Annotated in this window: 1 rRNA gene; it reads right to left on the minus strand. The window is 54.5% G+C overall.

Annotated elements, in window-relative coordinates:
• Nucleotides 1–286, minus strand: a 23S ribosomal RNA gene (locus FO013_RS22260); the annotation flags it as partial.

Consider the following 286-nt stretch of genomic DNA (forward strand, 5'->3'; position numbering starts at 1 on the left):
CCTGTTATCCCCGGGGTAGCTTTTATCCGTTGAGCGATGGCCCTTCCATGCGGAACCACCGGATCACTAAGCCCGACTTTCGTCCCTGCTCGACTTGTAGGTCTCGCAGTCAAGCTCCCTTATGCCTTTGCACTCTACGAATGATTTCCAACCATTCTGAGGGAACCTTTGGGCGCCTCCGTTACACTTTAGGAGGCGACCGCCCCAGTCAAACTGCCCACCTGACACTGTCTCCCGGGTCGATAAGACCCGTAGGTTAGAATTTCAATACAGTCAGGGCGGTATC

The organism is Brevibacterium aurantiacum (genome assembly GCF_007558825.1).
Classification (GTDB): domain Bacteria; phylum Actinomycetota; class Actinomycetes; order Actinomycetales; family Brevibacteriaceae; genus Brevibacterium; species Brevibacterium aurantiacum_A.